The organism is Natronohydrobacter thiooxidans (assembly GCF_001884735.1).
GTDB lineage: Bacteria > Pseudomonadota > Alphaproteobacteria > Rhodobacterales > Rhodobacteraceae > Roseinatronobacter > Roseinatronobacter thiooxidans_A.
The window spans coordinates 79,997-102,953 of record NZ_MJAP01000032.1 but is presented as its reverse complement, the minus strand read 5'-3'; the positions used below and the strand labels follow the sequence as shown (position 1 = coordinate 102,953).

Here is a 22,957-nt window from a genome sequence, read left to right as displayed (position 1 = left end):
CTGCAGGCAACACGGCTCCACTGGAAAGGCGAGTGACCCATGTTTGAGATTTTCGAGGGCCCGACAGGACTGATTGCACTGGCTGGCTTCGGCGGCATAGCACTTCTGGGGCTGGCGCTGGCGACCCTCATGAAGGGCGAACGCGCCGATCCGATGCAGCGTTTCTCGCAGGAAGCGAAGGCGAACAAGAACAGTTCCCGCGACGACAAACGCTCGTTGCGGCGGGGAAAAGGGCGTGAAATCAAGGCACTCGACAATTTCTCGCGCTTTCTGGAGCCGGAGAATGAGAAAGAGCTGTCGGCAGCGCGCCAGAAGATGATTCAGGCGGGCTATCACGGCAAGAATGCCGTGCGCGATTTCGCGGCGCTTCAGTTCATCCTCGCGCTCAGCGGGCTGGCGCTGTCGCTTCTGGTCGTGTTCGTGATCGCGCCGGACAGGTTCGAAAGCCTCTATCTGATGGCCTTCGCGCTCGTGATGCCAATGCTGGTCGGCTATTTCGGCCCACGACGCTGGATCGAAAAGCGCGTCGAGGCGCGCAAGGAAGAGATCCTCTCGGGCTTTCCCGATGCGCTGGACATGATGCTGATCTGCGTCGAGGCCGGGCAATCGCTTGATCAGTCCATCCAGCGGGTATCACGCGAGATCAAGCAGGCCTATCCCGCGTTGGGCGAGGAATTCAGCGCCGTGGGCGAGCAAGTCAAGGCCGGGCGCGAACGCGGCGAGGTTCTGAAAGATCTGGCGAAGCGCTGCGACATCTCGGACATCACCTCTTTCGTGACGGTGATGGTGCAGGCGCAGACCTATGGCACCTCGATCACCGAGGCGCTGCGCGTCTTCGCTTCGGAAATGCGCGACAAGCGGATCATGCGCGCCGAGGAGAAAGCAAACCTCTTGCCGACCAAGATGACTTTGGGCACTATGATGTTCACTGTCCCACCTCTGCTGATCATCCTGATCGCGCCCTCGGTGGTTGGCATCATGGCGGATCTGGGCGGAAATATCATAAGCGGAATGTAAACTTGCGTCGCATAACATGGTTGTTCCTGGCAGGGTTCCTGGCAGGCTGCGCGGCCACATCGCCGTCCCCGCGCGACGCCTTGATTGCCGGGGCTGGCCCCGACCAGTTGCGGCCTGCGGCGCGCGGTTCTGATGTGCCGGATGCGGTTGACGGGTTGATTGTCGGCCATCGGCTGATGGCGGCGGGCGAATATGAACTGGCCCTGCGCGAATATCATCGCGGCGCTGTGACCCATGGGGCCAGCGTCGATGTGCTTTCAGCCATCGGCTCTGCCAATCTGCGTCTTGGCCGTCTGCAGCAGGCAGAGCAGGATCTGCGCCGGGCGCTGGAACTGGATGAAACCTTTGTCCCTGCGCATAACAATCTGGGCGTGACGCTGGGCGAACAGGGCAAATGGGGCGAAGCCCAACTGCATTTCCGCAACGCTTTCGTGTTTGATAAGGGCAGATCCCCCGAAATCCGCGAGAATTTGCGTTTAGCCATCGAAAAGACCGAAAAAAGCGGCTATGATGATCATGAGGCACATCGGCTTTTGCTGATGCGGCGGGGCAGTGGCAGGTATCTGTTATTGTCCACGCCACTATAAAATGAGCAGTGAGGACGCAAAAATGCGCCACCCTATTCTATTTGCGCTGCTTGCGGGCAGCGCGTTCGCGTTTGCGGCTTGTCAGGACAGCAGCAAGGCCAGTGTATCACGCGCGATTGACAGCGTGACCGCCATCGACAATCAGAACATGGCCGAACTGATGCTTGTGGCAGGCGACCCGGAAGAAGCCGTGAATTACTTTGCCGCCCAGCTTGAACGCCGCCCCGACGATCTCAGCCTGCAGCGCGGCCTTGCCAAATCGCTTGTGCGCGCCGGCCGTTCGTCCGAGGCGCTGCCGGTCTGGCGTAACGTGGTTGCACATCCCGAGGCCAATAATGATGACCGGGTGATGCTGGCCGATACCTATATCCGCGCCAATAACTGGGCCCAGGCGGAAGCGACGCTGAACCAGATCCCGCCGACGCATGAGAGTTTCGACCGCTACCGGCTGGAAGCAATGATCGCCGACAGCAAGCAGCAATGGGCGCGGGCGGATCATTTCTACGAGACTGCTGCCGGGCTGACGACCCGGCCCTCCGGGGTCTATAACAACTGGGGCTTCTCGAAGCTGACCCGCGGCAAACCCCGCGAGGCGGAGCCGCTGTTCATGCAGGCGCTGCAACATGATCCGAACCTGTTCACGGCAAAGAACAATCTTGCGCTCGCACGCGCCGGTCAGGGCAATTACAGCCTGCCGCTGGTGCAGATGACGCAGGAGGAACGCGCGGTCCTGCTCTATACCATGGCCATCGCCGCGGTGCGCAAAGGCGACACCACTATCGGGCGCACCTTGCTGGCCGAGGCCATCGACACCCATCCGCAGCATTATGAGGAAGCGGTGCGCGCCATGCGCGCGCTCGACGGGGGGCGCGGCTGATGATGATGAGCGCGCAGACCGCGTTGTGGTTCCTGCCCTTCGTGGCCCCGATTGCGCTCTGGGTGGCCTTCAGTGACATGAAATGGATGAAGATCCATAATTTCACCGTTCTGGCGCTGGTCGCAGTCTATCTGGTCATCGGGCTGATCGCCCTGCCGTTTCAGACCTGGGCCTGGGGCTGGCTAAGCCTTGGCGTGGTGCTGGTGGTGGGATTCGTGCTGAGCTCGGTCGGTCTGATGGGCGGGGGAGATGCGAAATTCGCCGCTGCCATGGCGCCGTTCATTGCGCTGGGCGATCTGAGCCTGTTTCTGATGCTGCTCGCGAGTGTCACAGTGGTCAGCTTCATCGCCCATCGCATTGCCCGCTCAACGCAGCTTGCCCAGGCGCTGGCACCGGGCTGGGAAAGCTGGCACCGGCGGGAGTTTCCGATGGGGCTGGCGCTTGGCCCGAGCCTGCTATTCTACCTGTGCCTTGCGACCATCTTCGGAAATCCCCTCGCTTAGGCTGACCTTTACCTTTTGCGGACCAGACTGGACTCTGACAGGAACGGATAATGCGGATGAACATCGAAGCCAGCCACATCACTGCCCCGCCCGTTCCGCGCAATCTGGACGCTACCGGGCTAAGCAACGTGTTGATGCGGGACATCCTGCTCAAGACCATGTTCCGCATGTCGATCACCAAGGTCACGGAACTGTCGCGCACGATCTGCCTGCCGATCCCGCAGACCATTGAACTGATCGACCTGTGCCGGTCCGAAAAGCTGATCGAGGCGATGGCGACCCTCTCTGCCAGCGCGCAGTCGGAAGCCAATTTTCAGCTCACCGATTCGGGCAAGGCGCGCGCACTCGATGCGCTCAGCCAGTCCGAATATTACGGCGCCATGCCGGTGCCGATGCCGATGTATGAGGCGCAGATCAGGCGCCAGTCGATCCGCGATATCCAGATTACCCGCCGCCAGCTGAAGATCGCCATGGGCGATCTGATCCTGCCACCGACCCTGATGGATGATCTGGGTCCGGCGGTCAGTTCGGGGCGGTCAATCCTGCTATACGGGCCGCCGGGCAACGGGAAATCCTCGATCTCGAACGGGATCCGGGCAGCCATGGGCGACCGGATCTATGTGCCCCGCGCGGTGATGCATGCCGGTCAGATCATCAGCGTCTATGACCCGATCGTGCATACCGTGGCCGAGAGTTCCGAGGACAACCCTTCGCTGCTGCGCCAGACCGGGAACCGGTTCGACAACCGCTATGTCTATTGCGAACGCCCGACCGTGATCACCGGCGGCGAGCTGACGCTTGATATGCTGGATCTGAAATTCAACCCGGTCTCGCGCACCTATCAGGCGCCCTTGCAACTCAAGGCGACGGGGGGCGTGTTCATCATCGACGATCTGGGTCGGCAGGAAGAACCGCCGCAGGCCATCGTCAACCGCTGGATCGTGCCGATGGAGATGAATTACGATATCCTTGCCCTGCAATCGGGCGAGAAATTCGTGGTGCCCTTCGATACGCTGGTGATCTTCTCGACCAATTTCCATCCGAATGACATTTTCGATCAGGCAGCACTGCGGCGGATCTTCTACAAGATCAAGATCGACGGCCCGGATCAGTCAGATTTCCTGAAGATCTTTGCGATGGTGGCCAAGAAACGCAAGATGCCGCTGGATGAGGAAACCATCATCTATCTGATCCAGAAGAAATATCCGACCATCAAGAATGTCTATGCCAATTATCAGCCGGTCTTTCTGATCGACCAGATGATCGCCATCTGCGATTTCGAGGGCAAATCACGGCATATGTCCCCGGAGCTGATCGACCGGGCCTGGAAAAACATGTTCGTGCAGCAGGAGACAATCGCGCGCTGAAAAGCGCCCTCAGTCTATCGCCGCCATCCGCGATTCCAGTATGTCAAAGGGCACGCCGGGGTCTGCCTTGGCGCAGCGAATGACAAGCGAGGTCTTGACCGTGATCACATTCTCGGCGGCCAGCAATTCTTCGGTCAGGAAGCGCTGGAAAGACGACAGGTCCGGGGCGACGCATTTCAGGATGAAATCAATCTCGCCATTGAGCATGTGACATTCGCGCACAAGCGGCCAGTCCCGGCAGCGCTGTTCGAACCGCGCCAGATCGACCTCGGCCTGCGAATTCAGCCCGACCATCGCGAAAACCTGCACCTCGAATCCCAATTCGCGCGCATTGACCTGGGCATGATAGCCACGGATCAGGCCCGCCTCTTCCAGACTGCGGACGCGGCGCAGACAAGGTGGCGCAGAAATTCCGACGCGCTTGGCCAGTTCGACATTGGTCATGCGACCGTCCGCCTGCAATTCTGCCAGAATCTTGCGATCAATCGGATCAAGCTTGCTGCCCGACATGCCATCCACTCCCCGGGGTTTTGCACTTCTTTACGCCCGGCAGCCGAGTTGCGCAACAATGTTTCAAGAATGCGCAATTTATTTAGCACCCAACCATGCGCGCGCCTACCCCCTTGTGGTTCACGCCCCAGTGCTTAGATTGCGCGCGACAATAGATTTTCCGAGGGACAGCCATGACCGACACCCGCCACACCAAGCTTCTGATCATCGGCTCCGGGCCCGCTGGCTATACGGCTGCGGTCTATGGCGCGCGCGCCATGCTGGAGCCGGTTCTGGTGCAGGGCATTCAGCCCGGCGGGCAGTTGACGATCACGACCGAAGTCGAGAACTGGCCCGGCGATACCATGGTCACGGGCCCCGATCTGATGGTGCGGATGGAAGCCCATGCGCGCGAGATGGGCACCGAGGTGATCACCGATCATATCAGCGCGCTTGATCTGTCGGCACGGCCCTTCACCGCGACAGCCGATAGTGGCATGACCTTCACCGCCGATGCGGTGATTCTGGCCACCGGCGCACAGGCGCGCTGGCTGGGCATTCCCTCCGAGGAGAAATACAAGGGCATGGGCGTTTCCGCCTGCGCCACTTGCGACGGGTTCTTCTATCGCGGCAAGGAAGTGGTCGTGATCGGCGGCGGCAATACGGCGGTCGAGGAAGCGCTGTTCCTGACCAATTTCGCCTCGAAAGTGACGCTGGTGCATCGCCGTGACAGCCTGCGCGCCGAAAAGATCCTGCAACACCGCCTGCTGGAGCATCCCAAGATCGAAGTGATCTGGCATCACACATTGGACGAAGTGCTGGGCGACGGCACCGCGCCGGGGGTCGAGGCGGTGCGCCTGCGCGAGGTCCATACCGGCACGACGCGGGAAATCGCCTGCGCGGGCGTCTTTATCGCCATCGGTCACAGCCCGGCCAGCGAATTGGTGAAGGATCAGTTGCAGATGCAGGACGGTGGCTATGTCTGGGTCGAACCCGGCAGCACGCGCACCTCGATCCCCGGTGTATTTGCCGCGGGCGATCTGACCGATCACACCTATCGGCAGGCCGTCACCAGCGCGGGCATGGGCTGCATGGCAGCACTCGACGCGGAAAAATTCCTGTCCGGGCACGGCTAACGCAGGATCGGCTCCAAAGGATCGTAAAGCGCGCGGCCATCCCAGGCCGCGTCGCCCCATGCGATTTCGGGCAGGCTATCAGGCTTGTAGCGCAGGCGGCGCAGCTCGGCCTCGGTCACGAAGCGTCGGGTGGTGACGACGCCTGCCGGATCGACCCAATCCGCTGAAATCCGGCCGCCGGTGATTTCCGCGCGGAAATAGATATCGACCTGATGGAAGCGGCTGGCCGGGTCGTGAAATTCGTTCACCAGACAGGGCGCCCCGACCGCGATCTGCAACCCGCATTCTTCCTGCACCTCGCGTTGCAGGTTTTCGGGCAGCGACTGCCCCGGCTCGACCCCGCCCCCGGGGGCGCACCACAGATCGCTCTGGCCGTCCGGCCAGGCATTGACCAGCAGCAAGCGGTTCTGATGCACGATCAGGGCGCGCACGGCCAATCGCGGTTTCGTCATGTGACCCATCGTCAGACTGGCGCAAACACGCGCCGCCACATATATCTGCCCCATGAAAACGATTTTGACAGCCCTGTTTCTTGCACCCGCCCCGGTTCTGGCCGATTGCGTTGTGCTTTTGCACGGGCTGGCACGGTCCGAGAATTCGATGCGCGTCATGGAAGAGGCCCTGAGCCTGCATGGCTACAGGGTTGTCAATCACGGCTATCCCTCGACGGCCGCCCCGATTGCCGAGTTGATGGAACATGTGGGCGTTGCGATCGAGGAATGCGGCGATGGTCCGGTGCATTTCGTCACCCATTCCATGGGCGGAATTCTGGCGCGCGGCTGGCTGGACCGCAACCGGCCAGAGCAGATGGGTCGGGTTGTGATGCTGGCTCCGCCCAATCATGGCTCGGAACTGGTCGATTTCTTCTCGGATATCGAGGCGTTCTCATGGTTCAACGGCCCGGCCGGGCTGGAACTGGGCACCGAGAAAAGCGCCGCACTGGACACTCTTCCGGAATTTGCAACTTATGAACTGGGCATCATTGCGGGCGATGTATCGATCAATCCGCTGACCTCATCGCTGATTGACGGGGCCGATGATGGCAAAGTGTCGGTCGAGAGCACGAAGCTGGACGGCATGAGTGATCATATCGTGCTGCCCGTCACCCATACTTTCATGATGAACAACCCGATTGTCATTGCGGAAACACTGGAATTCCTGCGCAATGGCGTGTTCGATCACGGCATGACCTTCGGCAATGCCCTGCGGAAACTCGCCAATCCGTGACATGGACTAACGCAGGATGCGGTTCACATGCCCCATCTTGCGGCCCGCCCGCGCCTCTGGCTTGCCATAGAGGTGCACCGCGACATCCTTCATCCGCAACAGATCCGGCAGCCGCGCGATGTCGTCACCGATCAGGTTTTCCATGACCACATCGGCATGGCGCCCCCCATCGCCAAGCGGCAGACCAGTGACCGCGCGGATATGCTGTTCGAACTGGTCGACGGCACAGCCATTCTGTGTCCAATGGCCGGAATTGTGCACGCGCGGGGCGATCTCGTTCACGATCAATCCGGCCTCGGTCACGAATAATTCGACCCCGAGCACGCCGACATAATCCAGTGCATTCAATATCCTGGCGGCCAGAAGTACCGCATCGCTGCGCTGCGCCCCGGTCAGCCGCGCGGGCACGCGGGTTTCGCGCAGAATGCCGTCTTTGTGCAAGTTCTCGCCCGGATCAAAGGCTGCTACCTCACCCGTCAGACCGCGCGCCGCGATCACCGAAACCTCATGCGAGAAGCGGACAAACCCTTCAAGGATCGCAGGCGCGCCGGACATCGCCACCCAGGCGGCAGCGACATCCTCCGCACTTTCCAGCCGCGCCTGTCCCTTGCCATCATAGCCCATGCGCCGGGTTTTCAGGATCGCGGGCGTGCCAAGTTCCGCGACAGCGGCTTCCAGATCGGCGCGCGACTCCACGCCTCGGTAGGGGGCGGTCGGCAGCCCCAGATCACGCAGGAAATCCTTCTCCAGCAGACGGTCCTGCGACACGGCCAGCGCCCGGCGCCCGGGATGGATCGGGCGCAGGGGTTCCAGCAGGTCGAGCGTTTCCGTGGGGATATTCTCGAACTCGAAAGTGATCACATCCACATGCGCCGCGAAATCCTGCAAGGCCGCCTGATCTTCCCAAGGCGCCGTGATCACCCGCTCGGCCACATGCCCGGCGGGCGGGCTCGGCGCCGGGTCGTAGATATGGCAGCGATAGCCCAGACGCGACGCGGAGACAGAGAGCATCCGCCCCAATTGCCCCCCGCCAAGAATACCGATCACGCGCCCCGGTGCGAGAGGGTCAGTCATCGCGCGGCTCCTGCGGGATCGAGGCGGACAGATCCGCGCGCCATTGCTCCAGCCGTGCTGCAAGCTCCGGGTCTTGAAGGGCAAGGATCCCGGCCGCCATCAATCCGGCATTGGCCGCCCCCGCCGCACCAATGGCCATGGTCGCGACCGGATAGCCGCGCGGCATCTGCAGGATAGAATAGAGGCTGTCCACCCCGGAAAGCGCCTTGGTCTGGACCGGAACGCCGATCACGGGCACACGGGTCTTGGACGCCATCATGCCCGGCAGATGGGCCGCGCCACCGGCCCCGGCGATAATCACCTGCAGACCGCGCGCCACAGCGTCGCGGCCATATTCCCACAGACGGTCCGGTGTGCGATGGGCGGACACGATACGGGCCTCATAAGGCACGCCAAGCGCCTCCAGCATTTCCGCCGCTTCGCGCATGGTCGGCCAGTCGGACTGGCTGCCCATGATGATGCCCACCTTGATCTCGGTCATGCTACCCCTCTCGGCCCGTGTCGGGCGCACTATAGCGATGCGACGGACAGGCGCAATTCCATCAGGCGATGATATCGGGGGTCAGTTCATCCTCGATCCGCGCGATCTGGTCCTTCAGGCGCAGCTTTTCCTTTTTCAGCCGCAGGACCGTCAGTTGCGTGGCCGGGCCCTGTTGCTGAAGCGCATTGATCGCCTCATCCAGATCGCGATGCTTCTGGCGCAGAACTTCGAGTTTCACGCGCAGCACTTCTTCATGGCTCAGTTCTTGAGGCGAATTCATCGGGGCGATTCTGCTCTTGCTTCTTTAAGCTGACCTTAGCGACAAATCCCGCATCGCAAAAGCTTTCCATACAGCCAACGCACGCAGTCCACCCTTGAGATTGCGAGAATTCACACCATATCTAGACTCAGATGGCCGCCGCAATGGGGCCAACAGCAACGTCGCTTATCTGAAAGGGCCAAGCTGATGACGAAACTGCATTTTCCGTCGCATCCTCTGCTTCTGGGGTTCGACAGGCTGGAACGGCTGGTTGAACAGACCGCCCGGTCAGGAACTGACGGCTATCCGCCGTTCAATATCGAAGTGACCGGCGAGAACAGCTTTCGGATCACGCTGGCGCTGGCGGGGTTTCGCGAGGATGATCTGTCAATCACCGTCGAGCGGCGCCAGTTGCTCGTGCGCGGGCAGCAAGCAGATGCCGACAAGGACGACCGCGTGTTCCTGCATCGCGGAATCGCCGCGCGGCAGTTCCAGCGCGTCTTTGCCCTGGCCGAGGGGGTCGAGGTGACGCGCGCGGCCTTGCAGGACGGGTTGCTGCATATCGACCTGACCCGTCAGGAGCCCGAAGAGTCGGTCCAGACAGTGACCATCACCCATGGCTGATGCGAGGTAAATCAAATGGATAGCAAATTCCCCATCCCCAATCCTGAACGTCCCATCGCCTATGTGCGCCCGATCAAGGCCAGCGAATTGCCGGAAGAGATCCGCGCGCAATTGCCGGGCGTGACAGATCTATATGCGATTCACCATGAAGAGGGCGAACGTCTGGCGCTGGTAACCGACCGGACAATGGCGTTCATCATGGCCAGGCAGAATGATTTCGAGCCGGTCAGCGTGCACTGAGCCGCCCGGTAATCATGGCTGAGAATGAAAAAGGCCGGGGCTACGCGCCCCGGCCTTCCTCGTTCCCATAGGGGCCTGATTACATCATGCCGCCCATGCCGCCCATGTCAGGCATGCCGCCTGCGGGTGCTGCGCCTTTCGGCTCGGGCTTGTCGGCGATCATGGCTTCCGTCGTGATCAGCAGGCCAGCAACCGATGCCGCGTCCTGCAATGCGGTGCGCACCACTTTGGCCGGGTCGATCACGCCGAACTTGAACATGTCGCCATATTCGCCGGTCTGCGCGTTGAAGCCGTAGGCCTTGTCATCGGATTCGCGGATTTTGCCTGCGACGACCGAACCGTCGAAGCCTGCGTTCTCAGCGATCTGACGCAGCGGTGCCTCGATGGCGCGGCGCACGATCTGGATACCCACATCCTGATCGCTGTTTTCGCCTTTCAGACCGTCAAGCGATTTCGCGCCCTGGATCAGGGCAACACCACCGCCGACAACGATGCCTTCCTGCACGGCTGCACGGGTCGCGTTCAGAGCATCGTCCACACGGTCCTTGCGCTCTTTCACTTCGACTTCGGTCATGCCGCCGACGCGGATGACAGCAACGCCGCCAGCCAGCTTGGCCAGACGCTCTTGCAGCTTCTCGCGGTCGTAGTCAGAGGTGGTTTCGTCGATTTGCTGACGGATCTGCGCGACGCGGGCTTCGATCTCGGCCTTCTCGCCATTGCCGTCAACAATGGTCGTGTTGTCCTTGTTGATCGACACTTTCTTGGCGCGGCCCAGCATATCGATAGTCACGTTTTCCAGCTTCATGCCCAGATCATCGCTGATCACCTGACCGCCGGTCAGGATGGCGATATCCTGCAGCATGGCCTTGCGGCGATCGCCGAAGCCCGGTGCCTTGACAGCGGCGATTTTCAGACCGCCACGCAGTTTGTTGACGACGAGCGTGGCCAGAGCCTCGCCTTCCACGTCTTCTGCGATGATCAGGAGCGGCTTTTGCGACTGGATGACCGATTCGAGCAGCGGAACCATCGGCTGCAGCGACGAGAGTTTCTTCTCGTGAATCAGGATGATGGCGTCGTCGAGTTCGGCAACCATCTTGTCGGGGTTGGTCACGAAATAGGGCGAGAGGTAGCCGCGGTCGAACTGCATGCCCTCGACCACATCGGTCTCGGTTTCCAGACCTTTGTTTTCCTCAACCGTGATCACGCCTTCATTGCCGACTTTCTGCATCGCGTCAGCGATCTGACGGCCGATTTCAGCTTCACCATTGGCAGAGATGGTGCCGACCTGCGCGACTTCGGCGCTGTCATTGACGGGACGTGCGGCAGCTTTGATCGCTTCGACAACCTTGGTGGTTGCCTGATCAATCCCGCGCTTCAGATCCATCGGGTTCATGCCGGCAGCAACTGATTTCAGACCTTCGCGGATGATCGCCTGTGCCAGAACGGTTGCGGTCGTGGTGCCGTCGCCAGCTTCGTCATTGGTGCGCGAGGCCACTTCCTTGACCATCTGCGCGCCCATGTTCTCGAACTTGTCTTCCAGTTCGATTTCCTTGGCAACCGACACACCGTCCTTGGTGATGCGGGGGGCGCCGAAGCTCTTGTCGATCACGACATTGCGGCCTTTGGGGCCCAGCGTGACCTTCACAGCATCAGCAAGAATATTCACGCCGCGCAGCATCCGGTCGCGGGCGTTGGTGTTGAATTTGACGTCCTTAGCAGCCATTTGGGTGCCTCCTGGTTGTCTGAATTTCTGAATGCGTGAAAACGATCAGGCGATAACGCCCAGAATGTCGCTTTCCTTCATGATCAGCAGCTCTTCGCCGTCGATCGTGACTTCGGTGCCGGACCATTTGCCGAACAGCACGCGATCACCCGATTTGACGCTCGGTGCGATCAACTCGCCCGAATCCTTGCGTGCGCCTTCGCCGACCGAGATGATCTCGCCTTCTGCGGGCTTCTCTTTCGCGGTGTCGGGAATGATCAGACCGCCTTTGGTTTTCTCGTCGCTCTGGACGCGACGGACTAGAACACGGTCATGCAGCGGTTTGAATGCCATCTGAGAACGCTCCTCTGGTTCCAGGTTGAAATCGTGTTATCACTCACACAGGTCGAGTGCTAACGCCGCAGAGATAGGGAAGCGCGCAGGACCTGTCAACACCCGCGTGTCGGGAAAACCGCCTTTGGCCCTGCAGGCCCCTGCGCCTTGGCACATCTGCCCCGGCGAGCCGGTCAGGCACCCGCGCCACAGAGGCCCGCGCGGTTGCGTGACAAGCCGGAATTTGCTCGCTATAAGCCTGCGCGACAATCGCCCTGGCCCCAGATAATGGACATAAAAATGATCAAAGTTTTCGGACATTTCTCGCCCGATACGGATTCGACCGGATCGCCGCTGATCTGGGCATGGTATCTCAGCGAGATCCAGAACCAGCCCGCTCAGGCCGTGCTGCTGGGCGAGTGCAATACCGAAGCGCAATTCGCCCTGCGCCACTGGGAATTCGAGCAGCCCGAGATCCTGACCGATCTGCCCGCAGGAACGCCCGTGGTGATCGTCGACACCAACAACCCGGCTGAACTGCCCGAGGGAATCAACGACGCCGATATTCTGGCCATCATCGACCATCACAAACTGGTCGGCGGGCTGGAAACCAGGGGGCCGATTGACATCACCATCCGCCCCCTCGCCTGCACGGCGACGATCATGTATCAGCTGATCGGTGCCGATATGGCCAGGGCACCGCGCGGGATCAAAGGCATGATGCTGTCCTGCATCCTGTCGGACACGCTCGAATTCCGCTCGCCCACGACCACCGACACGGACCGGGAAATTGCGCAGGCGCTGGCCGATGATCTGGGCGTTGATATCGCGGATCTCGCGGCTCAGATGTTCGCCGCCAAATCCGATGTTTCGGCCTTTTCGGCCGCGGAATTGCTGAAAATGGATGCCAAGAAATACGCTGTCGGCGACAAGACCTTCCGCATTTCGGTGCTGGAGACGACCTCGCCCGATCAGATCCTGTCGCGCAAGGCCGAACTGGTCGCGGCCATGCCGGGGGTCGCGGCCGAAGACGGGGCCGATGAGGTCATGCTCTTCGTCATCGACATCCTGAAAGAAGAGGCGACGCTCCTCCTGCCGACGCCCCTGCTGCGCGCGGTCGCCGAAAAATCCTTCAATGTCTCGGTTGACGGCGATCAGGTCGTGTTGCCGGGGGTCATGAGCCGCAAGAAACAGATCATTCCGGTGCTCAGCCTGTGACCCGCCTTATCACGTCTTTTTCCGAGATTTCGGGCAGATATGATCTGGCGCTGGTCGATCTCTGGGGCTGCGTACATAATGGCAAGCAAATCTATCCGGCCGCCGAAGCCGCACTTGTGCAGTATCGGCAGGCCGGTGGTTGCGTGGTGCTTGTCACCAATGCGCCGCGCCCCAGTGCGGCAGTTGCCGAACGCCTGAGCGAAATGGGCCTCTCCCCAGACGCCTATGACGCAATCGCCACCTCGGGCGACGCCGCGCAGGAAGCCATGCTCATGGGGGCCGTCGGGCAGCGGGTCTGGCATCTGGGCCCGGAGAAGGATGACACCTTCTTCACCGACCTGCCCGACTGGGCAAAGGAGCGCTCCGCCATCGAGCGCGTCTCGTTTGACGAGGCCGAAGGCATTGTCTGCACCGGCCCGTTCGATGAGCTGGCCGACACGCCCGAGGACTATCGCGGGCGCTTCCTGTCGGCCAAGGCGCGCGGGCTGAAACTGCTTTGCGCCAATCCCGATATCGTGGTCGATTTCGGGGATTTGCGGCTCTATTGTGCAGGCGCGCTGGCGCAGCTTTATGACGAGATGGGGGGCGAGAGCCTCTATTTCGGCAAGCCGCATCCGCCCATCTACGATCTGGCGCGCAGGATCGCCGCAGATCATGGGGTGCAAATGAATGCGGATGGGACCATCTGCATCGGCGATGGTATCCATACCGATATTCAGGGCGGCATCGGTGAAGGGATGGATACGCTCTTCATCACCGGCGGGCTGGCAGCCTCCGAATTCGGACCGGATGTCGAGAGCCCCGAAGCGCAGATGCTCGCGCGTTGGGTGGCAGGCCAGACGGTCCAGCCAAGCTTTGCCATCGGTCGCTTGCGATAGTCTCGCGTCACCAGTGCCATCGCCATCGCGCCGCGGACCCGTTTCGCGGCGCTTTTTTGCGCTTATGCGACATGGTGTCACGCAACATAGTTACCGTCTAGCATCAACTTTCGCATTATTCTTTCTCTTACCTGTTGCGCGAAGGGCGCAGACCGTGTATTGCTGCACTGCAACAAAGTTCGGGGTCGCGACTTTCGAAAGGATCGCAGAAATGTTGGACAATGGCATGAATGACAATCTTCCGCGCGGCACGATCTGCATCGAGGATCTCGAAATCGGCATGTCACGCTATCTGCGCAAGGAGATCACGGATCGCGATATCGAACTCTTTGCCGAGGTGTCGACCGACCGCAATCCGGTGCATCTGGATGATTCCTACGCGCAGGACACGATCTTCGAAGGCCGTATCGCGCATGGCATGTTGACCGCAGGGCTTATTTCCGCTGTCATCGGCGAGCAATTGCCCGGCCATGGCACGATCTATATGGGCCAGACGCTCAAATTCATGGCCCCTGTCCGCCCCGGCGACACGGTTCTGGCCGAGGTGACGGTGCTGAGCATCGATTACGCCAAGCGCCGGGTCGCTCTTGAATGTCGCTGCTCGGTAGGGGATACGGTTGTGCTGAAAGGCGAGGCCACGGTTCTGGCCCCAAGCCGCAAGTTCGACTGACGCGGGGTCTTGCGCCCCACAGGGGGCAGATGCTGAAATTTCACCATTGGCGCGACCTTCCCGAAACTGCGCGCGGCGCTTCTGTCGCCATGGGCAATTTCGACGGGGTGCATCGCGGGCATCAATATGTGATCGACCTCGCACGCGATCGCGACGCACCTTTGGGCATTGTCACCTTCGAGCCGCATCCGCGCGAATTTTTCGCCCCGGATGCACCGCCCTTTCGGCTGATGAGCGCCGAGACCCGCGCGCATCGCCTCGACTGGCTGGGCGTCGAGCGACTCTATGAACTGCCCTTCACCCGCGACCTGTCCGACCTGAGCGCGGAGGCTTTCGCGCGCGACGTGCTGACCCAGGGTCTGGGTGTCAGCCATGTCGTGATCGGCGCGGATTTCTGCTTCGGCAAGGGCCGGACTGGCACCGCGCAAACGCTTGCGGATCTCGGCGCGGAGTTGGGCTTCGGCGTCACCATCGCGCCGCTGCAGAAAGAGGGCGCGCATGTCTTTTCCTCGACCGCGATCCGGCGCGCATTAAGCGAGGGCAGACCCCGCGATGCCGCAACCATGCTGGGCCATTGGCACCGGATTGACGGGCCGGTGCTGCATGGCGAGAAGCGCGGGCGCGAATTGGGCTACCCGACCGCGAATATGTCCATCACCGGGCTGCACCCGCCGCGTTTCGGGGTCTATGCGGTGCAGGTGGATGTTCTCGACGGGCCGCATCAGGGCAAATATCACGGCGTCGCCTCGATGGGCGTGCGGCCGATGTTTGGCCAGAACCTGCCCAATCTCGAAACCTTCATCTTTGACTTCAAGGGCGATCTCTATGGCACCCCGCTTTCGGTGGCGCTGATCGAGCATCTGCGCGACGAAATGCGCTTTGACAGCATTGAGGGGCTGATCACCCAGATGGATGCCGACAGCGCCCGCGCGCGGGCTATTTTGGCCGGAATCTGAAATACTTTTTCATTTTCGCCCGAAATTCCTCGGGGTGAAATCAGCCGCCTTTGAGGGGAGACCTGCGCCCCCGGCACAGCGTCATTCGTCGAACAACCGCCCCTGCGCGGCGGGCGCGGGCGCCGCAAGCCCCAGATGCGCCCAGGCTTTCGCCGCCAGCATCCGCCCGCGCGGCGTGCGCGCAATCAGACCCTGTTGCAGCAGAAACGGCTCGATCACCTCTTCAATGGCATCGCGCGATTCCGACAGGGCGGCAGCTATGGTTTCCACCCCCACCGGCCCGCCACCATAATTTTCGGCCAGCAACGACAGATAGCGCCGGTCGGCCCCATCCAGCCCCAGATGATCGACCCCGAGCCGCGTCAGCGCATTATCGGCCAGTGCCTGTGTCAGCCGCCCGTCGCCTTCGACCAGCGCGAAATCGACCACCCGCCGCAAGAGCCGCCCGGCAATCCGGGGCGTGCCGCGCGCGCGCCGCGCCACTTCGCGCACGCCATCCGCTTCGGCCTTGATCCCCAGAAGCCGCGCCCCGCGCGCGACGATCAGGCATAATTCATCCTCGGTATAGAATTGCAGCCGCGTCGGAATCCCGAACCGGTCGCGCAGCGGTGTCGTCAGCAAGCCCAGCCGCGTCGTGGCCCCCACCAGCGTGAAAGGCTGCAACTCGATCCGCACCGTGCGCGCGGCGGGCCCTTCACCGATCACCAGATCAAGCTGAAAATCCTCCAGCGCCGGGTAGAGCACTTCCTCAACCGCCGGATTCATGCGGTGAATCTCGTCGATGAAGAGCACATCTCGCGCCTCCAGATTGGTCAGGATCGCTGCCAGATCGCCCGCCTTGGCCAGAACCGGGCCAGAGGTCATGCGAAACCCCACCCCCAATTCGCGCGCCATGATCTGCGCAAGCGTCGTCTTGCCCAGTCCGGGCGGGCCGTAGAACAGCGTATGGTCCATCGCCTCGCCGCGCATCCGGGCGGACTGGATGAAGACCTTCAGGTTGGCGCGCGCTTCCTGCTGGCCGATGAATTCATCCAATGTCTGAGGCCGCAGCGCGCGGTCGAGTTCGGGGCTGTCCTCGGGCAGATCATCGCCGCGCAGGCTGGGGTCGGGCGTGGTCATGGATCAGCCTTTCGGAGCAAGCAGGCGCAGCGCGGCCCGGATCAGCGCGGGGGTTTCGGCCTCGGGGTCGGTGGCCTGCGCCTCGGCCACGGCGCGCGCGGCATCCGAGGGGGAATAGCCCAGATTGCCAAGCGCCGACATCGCTTCGGCCACGGCATTGCTGGCGGGGATCGGCGCAGGGGCCGGGGCCGCGACAGGGGCCAGCGCAGTGTCCGCAACGTCCCTGCGCGATGCGCTTGCAGGCGCGGTTTCGACGACGGCCATCAGCGCCGGGGCCTTGTCCTTCAATTCATTGGCGATACGCAGCGCCAGTTTCGGGCCGACGCCGGGCGCCTTGCGCAAGGCCGCCGCATCCCCGAGCGCTATCGCGCGCGAGACGCCCTCAGGCCCCAGCGCCCCCAGAATCGCAAGCGACGCTTTCGCCCCCACCCCCTGAACCGAAGTCAGCACGCGGTGCCATTCCTTTTCCAGCAGCGTCGGGAAGCCGAAAAGCTGCATCAGATCCTCGCGCACCACCAGTTCGGTGTAAAGCGCCGCCACTTCACCGCGCCCCGGAAGCGCCATCAACGTGCGCTCGGAGACATGGACGATATAGCCCACGCCGCGCACATCGAGCAGCACATGATCGGGGCCGCGCATCTCTACCACGCCGGTCAGCTTGCCGATCATCGCGCGCCCCCCACAATGGCCATGCTGCGCGCGGACTGGCTGTGAAAGGCGTGGCAGATCGCGATGGCCAGCGCATCAGCCGCGTCCGGCCCGGCAATCTGCACGCCCGGAAGCTGCATGCGCACCATGTGATCGACCTGTTCCTTCGCGGCCTTGCCCACACCGACCACCGCTTTCTTGACCGCGTTCGGGGCATATTCACCGACCACCAGCCCTGCCTGCGCCGGAACCAGCAGAGCAATCCCGCGCGCGGAGCCCAGTTTGAGGGTCGCAACCGCATCCTTGTTGACGAATGTCTGCTCGACCGCGGCCGATTGCGGCGCAAAATCCTGCATCACGCGGGTCAGTTGGACATGCAGTTCCAGCAGACGCGCCGCCAAGGTGCCGGTCGGGTCGGAATGGCAGATGCCATTCGCGACATGGCGCATGCGCGGCCCATCGACATCGATGATACCCCATCCCAGATTTCGCAGTCCGGGGTCTATGCCGATCACGCGCATCGCGGCCTCTGTTCATGTGTTTTTGCCTGCTCCTGCAAGCACTAGCACGAAAGGCGAACATCTGCCAAGCCTTTCGCGAAGCACGCCCACAGCCATGCTGCACCTGCATAAGGGAGTTGCGTTTTTCAATTCTACTCGCGCCTCTGATTTCAGCATAGATAGGGGTCAACCGCATGAAAGTTCAGCGGTTCGAGAATCAAAACCCCTATGGAGACCACCATGACCTTCTATGCACAAAGCCGTTTTCACACGGAACAGGTGCTTGCCGGTTTCCAGGGCCTGTCGCTTGGCGCTCTGATCGCCACCCTCAAGACCTGGAACGAAGAGCGCATTACACGCCGTGACCTGAACGCCCTGACCGACCGCGAACTGGCCGATATCGGCCTGACCCGCAGCGATATTGATCTCGCGGCAAAGGGCCTGAAGTAAGCTGTTCCGCCTGCGCCTTCGGGATGCGGATCACGAGGCAAGCAGATCGAGAGAGTTGAAAAAGCCGCCCCGTCCGGGCGGCTTTTTGCATCCTGACTGTCTGGTCGGATCAGGTGCCGGGCTCTGTCGTCACCGGATCGGGCGTATTGCGGGCCTGATCGGCCTGCACCGGGGCCGAGGCGGCCAGATCCGTGCGTCGGGGCAGCATGGGCCGCAGGAGCGCCGCGATTTCGGCTGAAACCGGGTCCGCGCCCAGCGCCCTCGTCGCGAGCGGCCCGGCAGAGTCGCGCTCCAGCATGGGCGCGACCATCTGCGCATAGCCCTGCGGGCCATGGATGGCCAGCACGAAGCTTTTGAGCATGACCATGAAAACCGCGAGCGTGACGAGGCTGCCCAGCACCGAAAGCGCCACGCTCAGCTTGCGTTTGCGACGGGCCTTGCGCAGTTTCGGGTCATTGGCGATATGCTTGCGCAGGATGCTATTCCGGCGTTTCTGGAACTCTTCTTTCTGCTCTAGCGACATGACGGCCTCGATCCGGGGGCGCCTGCACAGGACGGCCCCATAAGGGTTTGACTCTCACCCGAGGGATACGCGGAAATTCCGGCAGAATTTTGGCGCGGAGCGGGCCATGCGCGCGCGCTTTGCATCATCGGATCAAGGCAGAAGGATGGAGCGGTCTCAGCGCTGCAAGGTCAGGGTTGACCACTCGCCGATATCCTCGCGGTGGTGCAGGCGGAAACCCTCGGCCTCATAGGCGGCCAGCACCTGCGGGGCCTGTTCGACCAGCAGGCCGGACAGGATCACATGACCATCGGGGCGCGTATATCGGGCCATATCCGGGGCAAGCACAATCAGCGGGCCCATCAGGATATTGGCGAAGATCAGGTCATAGGGTGCGGCGGCCTGCAATTCGGGATGATCGAATCCGGTGGCTTCCAGACAGCGCACCCGGCCTTGCAGGTCATTGGCGGCGATATTGGCATCGGCAACTTCAACCGCCACGGCGTCGATATCGCTCGCGAGAACCGGCTCGGGCCAGATCCGCGCCGCCGCCATCGCAAGAACCGCAGTGCCGCAGCCGATATCGACGACACGGCTGCCCCGGAACCCTTCGCTGTCCAGCCGGTTCAGTGCTTTCAGGCAGCCCAGAGTGGTGCCGTGATGGCCGGTGCCGAATGCCATGGAGGCTTCGATCAGCAGCCCGACCCGCCCCTCGGGCAGTTTCTCGGCATCATGGCTGCCATAGACGAAGAAGCGCCCCGCCTCGACCGGCGAGAGGTCGCGGCGGACTTTGGCCACCCAATCGATTTCAGGCAGTTCCGAGACGATGAAGGGCTGCGCGCCAAAGGCCTGCGCCATCAGCATGAGTTCGATCTCGTCGGGTTCCTCGATGAAATAGCCGCCCACTTCCCACAGGTTCGAGCCGTCTTCCATCTCGAACACGCCCACGCCGGTCGGTTCGGGGTCCATGTTCTCCATGGCCTCGGACAGGGAATAGGCGGCCTCGGAAGAGGTCAGTTTGGTGATGGCGGTATAGGTGGGCATGGGCGCGCACTCTCAAGATCAGGAACACGCGCCGCGATACTGGCCCCTGTGACGCGGGTCAAGGAAAACCCTATGCGCCCACGCCAATCGGGCAACTGACACCGGTTCCGCCGATCCCGCAATAGCCCTGCGGGTTCTTGTGCAGATATTGCTGGTGGTAGTCTTCGGCGAAGTAGAATGCCGGGGCGGGCAGGATTTCGGTCGTGATCGCGGCGAAACCCGCCGCCCGCAGACGCTCTGCATAGGCCGCGCGGCTGGCTTCGGCGGCGGCTTTCTGATCCTCACTCACGAAATAGATGCCTGAACGATACTGCGTGCCCCGGTCATTGCCCTGTTGCATGCCCTGAGTCGGGTCGTGATTTTCCCAGAAGATCTGCAACAGCGTCTCATAGCTGATCTGGGCGGGGTCGAAAATCACGCGCACCACCTCGTTATGGCCGGTCTTGCCGGTGCAGACCTCCTGATAGGTCGGGTTGGGCGTGAAGCCGCCCGCGTAGCCGACCATGGTCAGCCAGACGCCCGGAAGCTGCCAGAACTTGCGCTCGACGCCCCAGAAACAGCCCATGCCGAAAATCGCTTCTTCCATGCCTTCGGGGATTTCGGCTTTCAGGGGGCGGCCGAAAATCGCATGGGTGTCTGCGGTCGGGATCGGCTCTGCGCGTCCCGAAAGCGCCTCTGCGGCGGTGATCATACGGGTCTTCTCTGCGCTAGATCCGAACATGGGGGCTCTCCTTTTTGCTTGCCCTCAAGATAGGTGCAGTGCGGCGCAAGACAACGGTTCAGAAGAAGCTTTGCGGGTCGATATCGACGCTGAGCCGCAGATCCCGTTTCAGCTTGTGCGGCCGCAGCCATGCGGTGATCGCCGCTTGCAAGGGGGCGGTTTTCGGGGCCTTGACCAGCAGCCGCACGCGGTGACGGCCCCGGATGCGCGCAATCGGGGCGGGGGCCGGGCCGAAAACCTGCGCGCCCACCGCGCGCAGGGGCTGGTCGGCGCGCGCCAGATCATTGCCCAGCGCAAAAACGGGTTCCAGCGTCGGGGCAGAGATCACGATGCCCGCAAGCCGCCCATAGGGCGGCATGCCCAGCGCCTGACGCTGCGCGGCCTCGGATTGCCAGAAGGCTTCCTCATCGCCCGAGAGGATCGCGCGGATCACCGGGTGCTCGGGCTGGCTGGTCTGGATCAGCGCGCGGCCCGGCTTTTCCGCGCGCCCTGCCCGGCCCGAGACCTGCCGGACCAGTTGAAACACCCGTTCTGCCGCGCGCAGGTCAGAGCCGGACAGACCCAGATCGGCGTCGATCACGCCCACAAGCGTCAGATCGGGGAAATTATGCCCCTTGGCCACGATCTGCGTGCCGATGATGATATCCGCCTCGCCCCCGGCAATCGCGGCGATCTGCTCTTTCAGCGCGCGGGCGGTGCCGAAGAGATCCGAAGAGAGCACGGCCACCCGCGCATCCGGCCACAGGGCGCGGGCTTCTTCTTCCAGCCGCTCGACACCGGGGCCGACCGGGGCCAGACGATCCTCGGCCTCGCAACTGGGGCATTTGGTCGGCATGGGCTTGGACGCCCCGCATTGATGGCAGACCAGCCGCTTGAGGAAGCGATGCTCGACCATGCGCGCGTCGCAATCGTCGCAGCCGATCTGATGGCCGCAGGCGCGGCAGACGGTCAGCGGCGCATAGCCGCGCCGGTTCAGGAACAAAAGCGCCTGTTCGCCTGCGGTGATCCGCGCGGTCACGGCAGATTGCAGGCTGGGTGAAATCCAGCGGTTCGAGGGGATTTCCTCGGCGCGCAGGTCAATCGCGCGCATCTCGGGCAAGGTGTTCATGCCAAAGCGCGCGGGCAGGTCAAGGCGCGTGTATTTGCCCGATTCCGCATTGGCCCAGGTTTCCAGCGAGGGCGTGGCAGAGGCGAGCACCACCCGGCAGCCATTCATCGCCGCGCGCAGCACCGCCATGTCGCGGGCGTTGTAGAGGACACCCTCTTCCTGCTTGTAGGAACTGTCATGTTCCTCATCGACCACGATCAGCCCCAGATCGCGGAAGGGCAGGAACAGCGCGGAGCGCGCGCCGACCACAAGCTGCGCCTCGCCCAGAGCCAGCATATGCCAGCAGCGTCTGCGTTCGCTGAGGGTGACACCGGAATGCCATTCGGCGGGGCGGGCACCGAAACGGGCCTCCACCCGGTCCAGAAATTCCGAGGAGAGCGCGATTTCGGGCAGCAGCACCAATGCCTGCCGCCCTTGGGCCAGACAGGTGGCGACGGCTTCGAGATAGACCTCGGTCTTGCCAGAGCCAGTGACACCGCGCAGAAGCGTCGTGCCATAGCCGCCCGCGCGCAGGCCGCCGCAGAGCGCATCAGCGGCGCGCTTCTGATCCTCGGTCAGATCCGCCCCGGCCAGTCGGGGGTCGAGGCGCAGATAGGGCTGATCGCGCGGGGCCTGTCGTTCGACCAGCGCGCCCGATTGCACCAGCCCGCGCACCACGCCCGCGCTGACGCCTGCGGCCTGCGCCAGTTCGCCCGGCGTCAGCCCGGCCCCGCCGAATTCGGCAAAAACCGCCAGAACCTTTTCGCGCGCCTCGGTCATGCGCGGCGGCAGCGTCTCGCCGAGATAGAGCAATTTGCGCAAGGCAGGCCCCTGCCCCAGATCGGGCACGCGGGTTGCCAGCCGCAACATTGCGGGCAGCGGCGTCAGGGTATATTCCGCCGCGCGGGTCAGGAAATCGCGCAACTCCGTGCGCATGGGGGCGGCATCCAGAACGCGGATGATCGAGCGAAGTTTCGCGCGCGAAACAATACCCTCTGCCGCGCCCCAGACCACGCCGGTCACGCGACGCGGGCCAAGCGGCACCTCGACAAAAGCCCCGAGCCAGGCGCCGCCCTCGGGCGCCAGATAATCGAGCGGCCGGCCCAGAGGCTCTGCCGTCAGCACCCCGCAAGGGGTGCCTTCATCAAAAAACTCCGGGCTGTCGCGATCACACATGGTAAAGGGGGGTTCCGGCTGGATGCGGCTTGAGGTATGACGCGCACATCACCTGTCCGCAACCCAGAGGAA

Annotated in this window: 28 protein-coding genes; 14 read left to right on the top strand and 14 right to left on the bottom strand. The window is 62.4% G+C overall.

Annotated features, from left to right (window positions below):
- Positions 1 to 39 precede the first annotated feature (39 nt).
- The 5 genes from BG457_RS13045 to BG457_RS13025 are packed head-to-tail and all read left to right on the top strand — an operon-like array spanning position 40 to position 4,351.
- On the top strand, positions 40 to 1,017 hold the full coding sequence (locus BG457_RS13045) for a type II secretion system F family protein (protein WP_071797608.1): 978 nt from the start codon (positions 40 to 42) through the stop codon (positions 1,015 to 1,017).
- A 2-nt stretch (positions 1,018 to 1,019) separates the two neighbouring features.
- Positions 1,020 to 1,604, top strand: coding sequence for a tetratricopeptide repeat protein (locus tag BG457_RS13040; RefSeq protein WP_139257736.1), 585 nt, complete (start codon positions 1,020 to 1,022; stop codon positions 1,602 to 1,604).
- A 22-nt stretch (positions 1,605 to 1,626) separates the two neighbouring features.
- A complete protein-coding gene (locus tag BG457_RS13035; protein WP_071797745.1) occupies positions 1,627 to 2,481 on the top strand; it encodes a tetratricopeptide repeat protein in 855 nt (284 codons plus the stop codon).
- Positions 2,481 to 2,984 carry a prepilin peptidase gene (locus BG457_RS13030; RefSeq protein ID WP_071797607.1) on the top strand — a complete coding sequence of 168 codons (504 nt, stop codon included), beginning with the start codon at positions 2,481 to 2,483 and terminating at the stop codon, positions 2,982 to 2,984. Before BG457_RS13035 ends, BG457_RS13030 begins: the two co-directional genes overlap by 1 nt.
- Positions 2,985 to 3,040: 56 nt before the next feature.
- Positions 3,041 to 4,351, top strand: a complete 1,311-nt coding sequence (locus BG457_RS13025) for a P-loop NTPase family protein (protein ID WP_071797744.1) — start codon at positions 3,041 to 3,043, stop codon at positions 4,349 to 4,351.
- A gap of 9 nt (positions 4,352 to 4,360) precedes the next feature.
- On the opposite strand, the gene BG457_RS13020 is transcribed toward BG457_RS13025, so the two are convergent.
- Complete coding sequence (locus BG457_RS13020) at positions 4,361 to 4,861, bottom strand: Lrp/AsnC family transcriptional regulator (RefSeq protein ID WP_071797606.1); 501 nt, start codon at positions 4,859 to 4,861, stop codon at positions 4,361 to 4,363.
- Positions 4,862 to 5,034: 173 nt separating this feature from the next.
- On the opposite strand from BG457_RS13020, the gene trxB reads away from it, so the two are divergent.
- Positions 5,035 to 5,976, top strand: a complete 942-nt coding sequence (gene trxB / locus BG457_RS13015; RefSeq protein WP_071797605.1) for a thioredoxin-disulfide reductase — start codon at positions 5,035 to 5,037, stop codon at positions 5,974 to 5,976.
- Here trxB and BG457_RS13010 read toward each other — a convergent pair.
- Positions 5,973 to 6,428, bottom strand: a complete 456-nt coding sequence (locus BG457_RS13010) for an NUDIX domain-containing protein (RefSeq protein ID WP_071797743.1) — start codon at positions 6,426 to 6,428, stop codon at positions 5,973 to 5,975. The genes trxB and BG457_RS13010 overlap by 4 nt on opposite strands.
- 52 nt (positions 6,429 to 6,480) lie before the next feature.
- Between BG457_RS13010 and BG457_RS13005 the strand changes: the two genes are divergently transcribed.
- Positions 6,481 to 7,203 (top strand): alpha/beta fold hydrolase, encoded by a 723-nt coding sequence (locus BG457_RS13005; protein ID WP_071797604.1) that lies wholly within the window; start codon positions 6,481 to 6,483, stop codon positions 7,201 to 7,203.
- Between the two features lie 6 nt (positions 7,204 to 7,209).
- Here the strand turns inward: BG457_RS13005 and BG457_RS13000 are convergent, their stop codons facing one another.
- From BG457_RS13000 to BG457_RS12990, 3 genes are all read right to left on the bottom strand, one after another.
- On the bottom strand, positions 7,210 to 8,277 hold the full coding sequence (locus BG457_RS13000; RefSeq protein ID WP_071797603.1) for a 5-(carboxyamino)imidazole ribonucleotide synthase: 1,068 nt from the start codon (positions 8,275 to 8,277) through the stop codon (positions 7,210 to 7,212).
- Positions 8,270 to 8,758 carry a 5-(carboxyamino)imidazole ribonucleotide mutase gene (gene purE, locus BG457_RS12995; RefSeq protein WP_071797602.1) on the bottom strand — a complete coding sequence of 163 codons (489 nt, stop codon included), beginning with the start codon at positions 8,756 to 8,758 and terminating at the stop codon, positions 8,270 to 8,272. Before purE ends, BG457_RS13000 begins: the two co-directional genes overlap by 8 nt.
- A gap of 61 nt (positions 8,759 to 8,819) precedes the next feature.
- Positions 8,820 to 9,038 (bottom strand): YdcH family protein, encoded by a 219-nt coding sequence (locus BG457_RS12990; protein ID WP_071797601.1) that lies wholly within the window; start codon positions 9,036 to 9,038, stop codon positions 8,820 to 8,822.
- 186 nt (positions 9,039 to 9,224) lie between these two features.
- Between BG457_RS12990 and BG457_RS12985 the strand changes: the two genes are divergently transcribed.
- Both BG457_RS12985 and BG457_RS12980 read left to right on the top strand, forming a co-directional pair.
- Positions 9,225 to 9,641 (top strand): Hsp20 family protein, encoded by a 417-nt coding sequence (locus tag BG457_RS12985; RefSeq protein WP_071797600.1) that lies wholly within the window; start codon positions 9,225 to 9,227, stop codon positions 9,639 to 9,641.
- Positions 9,642 to 9,656: 15 nt separating this feature from the next.
- Positions 9,657 to 9,881 carry a DUF1150 family protein gene (locus BG457_RS12980; protein ID WP_071797599.1) on the top strand — a complete coding sequence of 75 codons (225 nt, stop codon included), beginning with the start codon at positions 9,657 to 9,659 and terminating at the stop codon, positions 9,879 to 9,881.
- A gap of 79 nt (positions 9,882 to 9,960) precedes the next feature.
- Here BG457_RS12980 and groL read toward each other — a convergent pair whose 3' ends face one another.
- Together groL and BG457_RS12970 are read right to left on the bottom strand one after the other, a co-directional pair.
- Entirely contained in the window at positions 9,961 to 11,604 is a 1,644-nt protein-coding gene (gene groL, locus BG457_RS12975; RefSeq protein WP_071797598.1) for a chaperonin GroEL, read from the bottom strand.
- A gap of 45 nt (positions 11,605 to 11,649) precedes the next feature.
- Complete coding sequence (locus BG457_RS12970; protein ID WP_071797597.1) at positions 11,650 to 11,937, bottom strand: co-chaperone GroES; 288 nt, start codon at positions 11,935 to 11,937, stop codon at positions 11,650 to 11,652.
- A gap of 279 nt (positions 11,938 to 12,216) precedes the next feature.
- Here BG457_RS12970 and BG457_RS12965 point away from each other — a divergent pair, with 279 nt between their 5' ends.
- The 4 genes from BG457_RS12965 to BG457_RS12950 all read left to right on the top strand — a co-directional run bounded on the left by BG457_RS12965 (position 12,217) and on the right by BG457_RS12950 (position 15,638).
- The gene (locus tag BG457_RS12965) at positions 12,217 to 13,134 is read left to right on the top strand and encodes a manganese-dependent inorganic pyrophosphatase (protein WP_071797596.1); all 918 of its coding nucleotides are present in this window, start codon (positions 12,217 to 12,219) and stop codon (positions 13,132 to 13,134) included.
- Positions 13,131 to 14,012: a TIGR01459 family HAD-type hydrolase gene (locus BG457_RS12960; protein WP_071797595.1), complete on the top strand. Its 882-nt coding sequence runs from the start codon at positions 13,131 to 13,133 to the stop codon at positions 14,010 to 14,012. The genes BG457_RS12965 and BG457_RS12960 overlap by 4 nt, the downstream gene beginning before the upstream one ends.
- Positions 14,013 to 14,238: 226 nt before the next feature.
- Positions 14,239 to 14,682 (top strand): MaoC family dehydratase, encoded by a 444-nt coding sequence (locus BG457_RS12955; protein WP_071797742.1) that lies wholly within the window; start codon positions 14,239 to 14,241, stop codon positions 14,680 to 14,682.
- Positions 14,683 to 14,711: 29 nt separating this feature from the next.
- Positions 14,712 to 15,638 carry a bifunctional riboflavin kinase/FAD synthetase gene (locus tag BG457_RS12950; RefSeq protein WP_071797594.1) on the top strand — a complete coding sequence of 309 codons (927 nt, stop codon included), beginning with the start codon at positions 14,712 to 14,714 and terminating at the stop codon, positions 15,636 to 15,638.
- Positions 15,639 to 15,719: 81 nt separating this feature from the next.
- Here BG457_RS12950 and ruvB read toward each other — a convergent pair whose 3' ends face one another.
- Genes ruvB through ruvC form a run of 3 tightly spaced genes read right to left on the bottom strand, consistent with a single transcriptional unit; the run spans position 15,720 to position 17,926 of the window.
- Complete coding sequence (ruvB, locus tag BG457_RS12945) at positions 15,720 to 16,757, bottom strand: Holliday junction branch migration DNA helicase RuvB (RefSeq protein WP_071797593.1); 1,038 nt, start codon at positions 16,755 to 16,757, stop codon at positions 15,720 to 15,722.
- A 3-nt stretch (positions 16,758 to 16,760) separates the two neighbouring features.
- Positions 16,761 to 17,426 (bottom strand): Holliday junction branch migration protein RuvA, encoded by a 666-nt coding sequence (ruvA, locus tag BG457_RS12940; RefSeq protein ID WP_071797592.1) that lies wholly within the window; start codon positions 17,424 to 17,426, stop codon positions 16,761 to 16,763.
- On the bottom strand, positions 17,423 to 17,926 hold the full coding sequence (gene ruvC, locus BG457_RS12935; protein ID WP_071797591.1) for a crossover junction endodeoxyribonuclease RuvC: 504 nt from the start codon (positions 17,924 to 17,926) through the stop codon (positions 17,423 to 17,425). Before ruvC ends, ruvA begins: the two co-directional genes overlap by 4 nt.
- A 219-nt stretch (positions 17,927 to 18,145) precedes the next feature.
- On the opposite strand from ruvC, the gene BG457_RS12930 reads away from it, so the two are divergent.
- On the top strand, positions 18,146 to 18,355 hold the full coding sequence (locus BG457_RS12930) for a DUF1127 domain-containing protein (RefSeq protein ID WP_071797741.1): 210 nt from the start codon (positions 18,146 to 18,148) through the stop codon (positions 18,353 to 18,355).
- Positions 18,356 to 18,464: 109 nt separating this feature from the next.
- Here BG457_RS12930 and BG457_RS12925 read toward each other — a convergent pair whose 3' ends face one another.
- The 4 genes from BG457_RS12925 to BG457_RS12910 all read right to left on the bottom strand — a co-directional run bounded on the left by BG457_RS12925 (position 18,465) and on the right by BG457_RS12910 (position 22,885).
- Entirely contained in the window at positions 18,465 to 18,878 is a 414-nt protein-coding gene (locus BG457_RS12925; RefSeq protein ID WP_071797590.1) for a hypothetical protein, read from the bottom strand.
- 156 nt (positions 18,879 to 19,034) lie between these two features.
- Positions 19,035 to 19,901, bottom strand: coding sequence for a 50S ribosomal protein L11 methyltransferase (locus BG457_RS12920; RefSeq protein ID WP_071797589.1), 867 nt, complete (start codon positions 19,899 to 19,901; stop codon positions 19,035 to 19,037).
- Positions 19,902 to 19,971: 70 nt separating this feature from the next.
- On the bottom strand, positions 19,972 to 20,622 hold the full coding sequence (msrA, locus tag BG457_RS12915) for a peptide-methionine (S)-S-oxide reductase MsrA (protein ID WP_071797588.1): 651 nt from the start codon (positions 20,620 to 20,622) through the stop codon (positions 19,972 to 19,974).
- 58 nt (positions 20,623 to 20,680) lie between these two features.
- Complete coding sequence (locus tag BG457_RS12910; protein WP_071797587.1) at positions 20,681 to 22,885, bottom strand: primosomal protein N'; 2,205 nt, start codon at positions 22,883 to 22,885, stop codon at positions 20,681 to 20,683.
- Positions 22,886 to 22,957 lie beyond the last annotated feature (72 nt).

What these genes read in the sequence shown, in the direction of transcription:
- BG457_RS12910 (WP_071797587.1), bottom strand. Translation starts at nt 22,885, where the DNA reads ATGTGTGATCGCGACAGCCCGGAGTTTTTTGATGAAGGCACCCCTTGC.
- trxB (WP_071797605.1), top strand. Translation starts at nt 5,035, where the DNA reads ATGACCGACACCCGCCACACCAAGCTTCTGATCATCGGCTCCGGGCCC.
- BG457_RS12990 (WP_071797601.1), bottom strand. Translation starts at nt 9,038, where the DNA reads ATGAATTCGCCTCAAGAACTGAGCCATGAAGAAGTGCTGCGCGTGAAA.
- BG457_RS13030 (WP_071797607.1), top strand. Translation starts at nt 2,481, where the DNA reads ATGATGATGAGCGCGCAGACCGCGTTGTGGTTCCTGCCCTTCGTGGCC.
- ruvB (WP_071797593.1), bottom strand. Translation starts at nt 16,757, where the DNA reads ATGACCACGCCCGACCCCAGCCTGCGCGGCGATGATCTGCCCGAGGAC.
- groL (WP_071797598.1), bottom strand. Translation starts at nt 11,604, where the DNA reads ATGGCTGCTAAGGACGTCAAATTCAACACCAACGCCCGCGACCGGATG.
- BG457_RS13005 (WP_071797604.1), top strand. Translation starts at nt 6,481, where the DNA reads ATGAAAACGATTTTGACAGCCCTGTTTCTTGCACCCGCCCCGGTTCTG.
- BG457_RS12985 (WP_071797600.1), top strand. Translation starts at nt 9,225, where the DNA reads ATGACGAAACTGCATTTTCCGTCGCATCCTCTGCTTCTGGGGTTCGAC.
- BG457_RS12950 (WP_071797594.1), top strand. Translation starts at nt 14,712, where the DNA reads ATGCTGAAATTTCACCATTGGCGCGACCTTCCCGAAACTGCGCGCGGC.
- BG457_RS12920 (WP_071797589.1), bottom strand. Translation starts at nt 19,901, where the DNA reads ATGCCCACCTATACCGCCATCACCAAACTGACCTCTTCCGAGGCCGCC.
- ruvC (WP_071797591.1), bottom strand. Translation starts at nt 17,926, where the DNA reads ATGCGCGTGATCGGCATAGACCCCGGACTGCGAAATCTGGGATGGGGT.
- purE (WP_071797602.1), bottom strand. Translation starts at nt 8,758, where the DNA reads ATGACCGAGATCAAGGTGGGCATCATCATGGGCAGCCAGTCCGACTGG.
- ruvA (WP_071797592.1), bottom strand. Translation starts at nt 17,426, where the DNA reads ATGATCGGCAAGCTGACCGGCGTGGTAGAGATGCGCGGCCCCGATCAT.
- BG457_RS12955 (WP_071797742.1), top strand. Translation starts at nt 14,239, where the DNA reads ATGAATGACAATCTTCCGCGCGGCACGATCTGCATCGAGGATCTCGAA.
- BG457_RS13010 (WP_071797743.1), bottom strand. Translation starts at nt 6,428, where the DNA reads ATGACGAAACCGCGATTGGCCGTGCGCGCCCTGATCGTGCATCAGAAC.
- BG457_RS12970 (WP_071797597.1), bottom strand. Translation starts at nt 11,937, where the DNA reads ATGGCATTCAAACCGCTGCATGACCGTGTTCTAGTCCGTCGCGTCCAG.
- BG457_RS12965 (WP_071797596.1), top strand. Translation starts at nt 12,217, where the DNA reads ATGATCAAAGTTTTCGGACATTTCTCGCCCGATACGGATTCGACCGGA.
- BG457_RS12930 (WP_071797741.1), top strand. Translation starts at nt 18,146, where the DNA reads ATGACCTTCTATGCACAAAGCCGTTTTCACACGGAACAGGTGCTTGCC.
- BG457_RS13020 (WP_071797606.1), bottom strand. Translation starts at nt 4,861, where the DNA reads ATGTCGGGCAGCAAGCTTGATCCGATTGATCGCAAGATTCTGGCAGAA.
- BG457_RS13000 (WP_071797603.1), bottom strand. Translation starts at nt 8,277, where the DNA reads ATGACTGACCCTCTCGCACCGGGGCGCGTGATCGGTATTCTTGGCGGG.
- BG457_RS12980 (WP_071797599.1), top strand. Translation starts at nt 9,657, where the DNA reads ATGGATAGCAAATTCCCCATCCCCAATCCTGAACGTCCCATCGCCTAT.
- msrA (WP_071797588.1), bottom strand. Translation starts at nt 20,622, where the DNA reads ATGTTCGGATCTAGCGCAGAGAAGACCCGTATGATCACCGCCGCAGAG.
- BG457_RS12925 (WP_071797590.1), bottom strand. Translation starts at nt 18,878, where the DNA reads ATGTCGCTAGAGCAGAAAGAAGAGTTCCAGAAACGCCGGAATAGCATC.
- BG457_RS13045 (WP_071797608.1), top strand. Translation starts at nt 40, where the DNA reads ATGTTTGAGATTTTCGAGGGCCCGACAGGACTGATTGCACTGGCTGGC.
- BG457_RS13025 (WP_071797744.1), top strand. Translation starts at nt 3,041, where the DNA reads ATGAACATCGAAGCCAGCCACATCACTGCCCCGCCCGTTCCGCGCAAT.
- BG457_RS13035 (WP_071797745.1), top strand. Translation starts at nt 1,627, where the DNA reads ATGCGCCACCCTATTCTATTTGCGCTGCTTGCGGGCAGCGCGTTCGCG.